Origin of the sequence: Streptomyces sp. NRRL S-495 (genome assembly GCF_000966955.1) — a bacterium.
Taxonomy (GTDB): domain Bacteria; phylum Actinomycetota; class Actinomycetes; order Streptomycetales; family Streptomycetaceae; genus Kitasatospora; species Kitasatospora purpeofusca.
The window spans coordinates 1-5,720 of the sequence record NZ_JZWY01001009.1 but is presented as its reverse complement, the minus strand read 5'-3'; the positions used below and the strand labels follow the sequence as shown (position 1 = coordinate 5,720).

The 5,720-nt window shown below is 70.3% G+C and carries 4 protein-coding genes and 1 pseudogene; 1 reads left to right on the top strand and 4 read right to left on the bottom strand.

The window, feature by feature from the left end:
• Positions 1-62 precede the first annotated feature (62 nt).
• Positions 63-893 carry a hypothetical protein gene (locus VR45_RS50345; RefSeq protein WP_159394514.1) on the bottom strand — a complete coding sequence of 277 codons (831 nt, stop codon included), beginning with the start codon at positions 891-893 and terminating at the stop codon, positions 63-65.
• A 239-nt stretch (positions 894-1,132) separates the two neighbouring features.
• Here VR45_RS50345 and VR45_RS47605 point away from each other — a divergent pair, with 239 nt between their 5' ends.
• Complete coding sequence (locus tag VR45_RS47605) at positions 1,133-1,282, top strand: hypothetical protein (protein WP_159394513.1); 150 nt, start codon at positions 1,133-1,135, stop codon at positions 1,280-1,282.
• A 259-nt stretch (positions 1,283-1,541) separates the two neighbouring features.
• On the opposite strand, the gene VR45_RS37940 is transcribed toward VR45_RS47605, so the two are convergent.
• The 3 genes and pseudogenes from VR45_RS37940 to VR45_RS37930 all read right to left on the bottom strand — a co-directional run.
• Positions 1,542-3,485: a hypothetical protein gene (locus VR45_RS37940; protein ID WP_234326569.1), complete on the bottom strand. Its 1,944-nt coding sequence runs from the start codon at positions 3,483-3,485 to the stop codon at positions 1,542-1,544.
• Positions 3,412-4,479 (bottom strand): NACHT domain-containing protein, encoded by a 1,068-nt coding sequence (locus VR45_RS49600; protein WP_234326567.1) that lies wholly within the window; start codon positions 4,477-4,479, stop codon positions 3,412-3,414. Before VR45_RS49600 ends, VR45_RS37940 begins: the two co-directional genes overlap by 74 nt.
• 650 nt (positions 4,480-5,129) lie before the next feature.
• A pseudogene (locus VR45_RS37930) lies at positions 5,130-5,720 on the bottom strand (tetratricopeptide repeat protein); the annotation flags it as partial.

Genomic DNA, 5,720 nt, shown 5'->3' with positions numbered 1-5,720 from the left:
CCTCCACGTGCACACGCACCGCGGCCTTGGCCAACCGGTCCACGGACACCCGCCCTCTCGGCTCAGGCCCCGGACCCTCGGGCTGTCGCCGTGTACAGGCCGCGCCCGGGCCGCTGCGCCCGGCCGTCCTTGGCGAGGCGTTCCAGCCGGGTACGGACCGCGTTGACGTTCGCCTCGAGCGGTTCCAGCCCGAGCTTCTCGCTCACTTCACGGGCACGCATCGGTCCTGCCGATCCGGACAGGACCGCCAGGACGCTGTCCGCGTCCGTCACCGTTCGCCGCCCGGCGGCCGGCGCCGCGGTGGGGGGCTCGGCGTCGACGGGGCGCGAGCGCGACGCGGTCCGTCCTGTTCGGGCGGTCGGGTCCTGCTTCGCTGCCGTCTTCGTGCCGCCGCCGGTCTTCGCGCCGCGTGCCGAGGCCCGCGTGGGCTCTGTCTTCGCCGGTGTTGCCTTGGCGGGCTTTTCCTTCGCCTCTTCGGCCTTCGCCTCTTCGGCCTTCGCCGGTTCGGCCGTCTTCCGTGCCGAGGCCTTCCGTGCCGGGGTCTTCCTGGCGGGCGTCGCCTTCTTCGCGCCGCTCGCCGCGCCGGCCGCGACGGCGGCGGGCTCGGTGGGGGCCGGTGCCCCCGGAGTGGATCCGGCCCGCTCGGCGTCCCGCGCGGCCTCCGCCGGTACGGGCGGAGCGGCGGCCGCGGGCGGCGGGTCCCCGTCGGTGCGAGCGGGCGCACCGGAGAGCAGTCGCAGTGCGTCGAGAGCCTGGTGGACGGCGTCCCGTTCGGCGCTCGCGGCGCCGAGTTCGGCCTGCGCCCGAAGCAACCGTTCCTCCACCGCGGGTAGTTGTACTTCCAGGACGAGGATGGTCGAGCCCACACTCGTGTCCGTTCCGAACGTTGCCACGATCACTCCCGTTGCGTTGTCACCATCCGTACCGGCGAATGTACGGCCCACAGGGCGTGCCGTACGCGGAATGCGGAATTTCCGGGAGGGCGACGCAAACAGGCGAGTTGCAAAGGGGGGGTGGGATCGGCGCAACCTCGCTCAGGTGCGCCGACCCGATCCACGGCTCGGCTCCCACCACCCGCAGGGGCCGGCGGCACAGGCACGTCGCAGTGGCGCGGCGGCCGGGAGTGAACCGGGTGCCCGCGCTGACATCCTCCGCGCTGGTCCTGTCCGTCGCGTTCGCACCGACCGGCGCGGGGGAGTGGTCGCGTCCGATCGCCCTGGCCGGTCTGGCGGCCACGGGCTGGGGCGTTGTCAGGGCACTCCGGCCGCGCCCCGGCGACTGACCGGCGACCGGGCGGTGCCGCCGAGCCGGATGCTGCTGCTTGTGCATCGAGCAGCGGGGCGGTTCTGGCGTGGGCGGGAGCGCCGGAGACCGAGGCTCTGATGCCCAGGCGCCAGTCGCGTTCCGCGCACCTCGCACGCCGGATCCTCCGAGGTCGCATTCGACAACGGGGCCGCCGATGGCGGTCCGCCCACGTTCGGCACTGTCCACTTCGTGGGCGTCGGCTTGGGCCGGAGCCGAACAGCCCGACGGGGCCTCTGTCAGGTACGGGGCCGGGGTGTGCGGGTGATCAATTCCTTGGGGAAGTGCTCGGTGCCGGTGACGTTGCCGGGTCCGTCGAGGCGGAGGGCGAGGCCGGGGATGCCGCGCAGGGGGCCGAGGTCGAGGCAGTGGCCCCGGTGGTAGTGCGAGACGGTGAGTTTGCGGAGACCGGGAAAGGTTCGGGCGACGGCATCGAGGGTGGGCGTGTCTGCCGATTCCCTCCAGTTCCCCAGGTAGAGGTCTTGCACCTGAGGGAGCAGTACGGGGTGGTTTTCCAGATCGCGCTCCGCGCCGAGCTGGAGCAGGAGGGTTTCCAGTCGGGGTAGGGCGTTCAGTTCAGTGAGCCCTGTGACGGGACCGCACAGGTTCAGGGAGGTCAGGTTGTGCCAGCGTGAGATTCCCTCGAGTGCCAGGCCCTCACAAGCGGTGCTGCCCAGGAACAGATGGGTCAGTTCGGCCTGGACGGGAAGGGTATCGAGGCGCCGGTCCGGCAGGGCCATGTCCAGGCTCAGCTGCTGGAGTCCTGAGAGGTGCCGGAGAGTATCGGGGTCGACGGACGTGCAGCCGAAGAGTGAGAGGCTCTCGAGGCCGCTCCGGTGGGCATCATTGATGTCGGTGAGGTTGAGACACCGATAGAGGGCCAGGTGCCTCAAGTCGGGACACGACCGCAGGAAGCCCAGGTCCTGCACGGAAGGGTTGTTCTCGATACGAAGGAACTCGGTCGTCGCACTCAGCGAGGCGGTCAGCCCGCCGATGGGCAGATCACCTTCCGCGGTGATGCCTAACGGGGGCGCCAGCGCGGGCAGAACGGCCAACTGCTCCAACGTGGTGACGTGCACGATCTGGCGCCCGGGCAAGTGAGCAAGGACGTCGTGAGCGTATTCATGGGTATCGAACCGGCTCCAAGCGTCCTGCAGCTCCCACGCGACCGCTGGGCGACTGGAGCTACGGAACCTCTGCAGGAGGTGCATCGCCGCGTCGCCGCCGACGAGAGCGGCGGTGCGTACGACCGCAGCCTCCTCGTCGCCCTCGAGGTTCTCGGGACCGGGCAGCAACTCCAGGACGACCGGACCCACTGCGGCAAGCTCCTCCGCTTCCTGGGAACTGCGCGGAGGCAGCAACGTAGCGGTGCGTCCCTGGATCTCCTGCCGCACGGCAGGGTCGAGTTCGGTGGCGTACTCCAAGCACGCGGTCGCCAGGAGGTACAGCCGCGTGCGGTGAAGCGGTGTGCGGTCCCCGCGGGCGATCAGACGCCGTAGCAGCGAAGCGCGTTCGTGGGGGCGGGCGTGACCCACGGCGATCCGCACCACATCCTCCCACTGGTCGTCGTGGGCGTGGCGTACCAGCAGGGGGAGATCGCGAGCCTCCACCGCGGCCTTCGCCCCGAGGTAGTCCTGGAAAGTGCGGTGGACGAAGTCGACCGTATCCGTTGTGGGAGAGCGCAGCAGGCCGCTGCGTGCCAGCAGATGTGCGAGGACCGTTCGCGCGTTGCCCTGGCTCTGAACCTGGGGCATGGCCGGCAGCGCCTCACCGAAGATGTGCAGAGCCGTGTCCAGGTCCATCTCGGTCTGTCCGTTGCGGACCAGCCAGTACGCCAAGCGCTGCAGCAACTGGACGCTCTGATGCTCCGTGAGTACGAGGCCCTCGGGAGCCGCGATGCCACGTTCCCGATCGCGGCGTACCAGCAGCATCGACAGCGCAGCCTCGTACAGTTCCATCCGGTGCTGCGGAAGATGCCCGCGCCGATCACGGTGCAGCCCGCACATCAGCGCACACAACAGCGGCGTCGTGGCAAGCCGTGCCAGATCTCGCTGGGAGCGCACCGCGCTCTTCAACGCGGCTTCCAGATCGGCCAGATGAGCGCGCTCCTCATCGCCCACCACTCCGGCAGCGGCAGCCGCGTGCCAGCGCGTGGCGAACACCGTCACATCGGCCGCACTCATCGCACGGACCGTCAGCTCCGTGAACCCGGACCCCGCCAGCCACCCGTCGGGAACGGCGGAGGGCGGCGGAGGGCCGGCCCGTGACGACCACCGAAACCTGGGGGTAGGCGGCGATCAACTCCAGCAACCACGATCTGGTCCTCTCCCGCTGCGCCCAGGGAACTTCGTCCAGGCCGTCGACCAGGAGAAGGCCCCGCCCTGCGGCCAGTACCTGATCGGCCCAACCTGCGGGCTGGGCCGGGTCCAGCGGGCAACCGACCGCCGAGAGGAACTCCTGCGGGCCGGGCAACTGCCCGCGGCGCACCAGGGTACGCAACGGCAGGAGGAACGGAACGCTGCCCCTCAAGTGCCCCAACTGCTCGGGAAGCTCCCCGCGGGACGAGGACACCGCCAGCCACTGCAGGAGCGTCGTTTTGCCACTGCCGGCCAGTCCTCGCACCAGCACGCGCCGGTGACCCGCCAGCGCCTGTTCGGCCCGGTCGATCCGCACCTGCGGGCCGGCCGGCCCCGGCGCTCCCTCGTGGCCCCGGGTATCTGCCGAAGGATGCCGTTCGGTGCCGACGGCGAACTCAAGGCTGAGGTACGCCGCATCCAGCGGCCAACATGCCTGCTCCGGCCGGGACAGATCAAGGCCGACGACGGACAACCTCCCGTGTCGACGCTCCACGTAACTCCGGTAGCGCTCCTCGAACTCCACCTCACCCTGCCCCGGCGGAGCCGTACTGTTTCCGGAGTCGGCGGCAGCCTTGCGGGCGGGCAGGGCTTGACGGCGGAGCTCGAGCAGAGGCTCCACCTCCAGCTTCAAGCACGCGGCCAAGGACAGCACAGTCGCCTCGGACGGGACCGCTGGACCGTTCAGCGCACGGCTGACAGTCGTGTGACCCAACCCGGCGAGACGTTCCAACGCGGTCATGGAAAGCCGCCGATGCACACGTCGCCGACGTAACCGGTCCTTCAGCTCGGCCAGTGCGGACGACGACATCTGCTCAATCAACCCGATACCTCCGCCGCTGTTCTCCGCGCGCGTTCATCTTCGTCCACCCGTACGCCGCTGTACGTGAAACGGCCGAACCTTCTGCCTGTCCAGTCCCACGACGGAACGAAGGAACGCCATGACCGGATCGCGGACGGCACTCGCCGTCCTTGCCCTCGCCCTCGGCTTCGCAGCTCTGCTCTCCCTCTTCGCTGCGGCTGGCGCTGCGTGGCTGGCCCATCTGGAGGGGGAGGGAGCTCCGTCTGTCCTGCGCCGCGCAGCGGTAGCCTTCGCGAGCGCCCTCGCACTGCTGGTGTCGATTCTGGCCCTGGGGATCGACGTGCTGGCAGCAGGGTGAAATCGAGTGGCGCAGGTGGTCGCTCGGCGGGCCCTGTACAAGTCGGTCACGGCTCCTGTGCCGGAGGCCTTCCGAGAAGCTGCCGGGTTCGGTCCAGAAGGCGCGGGGGTCGTCCGGCCGGGGGGTTCGGAAAGTACGCCACGAACGAGTTGTTCCCGTGAGTGGCGGAGGTCGGCCGGTCGTCTCCGTGGGCCGTCTGTCCTCGGCTGCCTCCCCGTGTCGGTCAGGTCGGCAGCTGTTTTCGAAGCCGAGAACCTCGGCCCGGTCCCGGGTGTGGCCGCGGCTCGCGCGAATCGCAGGGCCGCGCCGGCGCTCATTCGAAGGCGGATGCTCGTTCGTCGAGTTCTTCGACGCCTGGGATGTCGCGGAGCCGGTAGAGGCGGGCGCGTATGTCGTGGACGGCGTCCTGGACTTTGACGGAGCGGATGCCGTCCGCGCAGTCGAGGAAGTCGTTCCACGCGGTGAGGGCGCCGTCGACGTCGTCCTGGCGGAGGCGGACGGTTCCGAGGTCGGCGAGCACGATGGCGCGGGTGCGGCGGCGGTCGAGGCCGTGGATGTCGAGCGTGTGGTGGAGGTGGTCCTGGGCGCTGGCGTGGTCGCCGAGCCGGGCAAGGATCATGCCGGCTTCGTGGGCCCAGCGGCCGATGCTGTAGTGGGAGGCCCAGGAGTCGCCCGGTGTGCCGGTGGCGCGTTCGATGGAGGTCTGCGAAGTGGCGAGGGAGCGTGTGGCGGTGGGCCGGTCGCCGTCGAGGGCGGCTGCGTTGGCCAGGGTGGCCTGGTAGTAGGCGACGGCGCGGGGGTCGTCGAGGTTCTTTGCGTGGTTCACGCAGTCCTCGGCGACGCGGACGGCGGTCGCGCGGAAGCCGAGGTCGATGGCCTGGACGGCCAGGCCGCGCAGGGCGGT

What these genes read in the sequence shown, in the direction of transcription:
- VR45_RS37940 (WP_234326569.1), bottom strand. Translation starts at nt 3,485, where the DNA reads ATGAGTGCGGCCGATGTGACGGTGTTCGCCACGCGCTGGCACGCGGCT.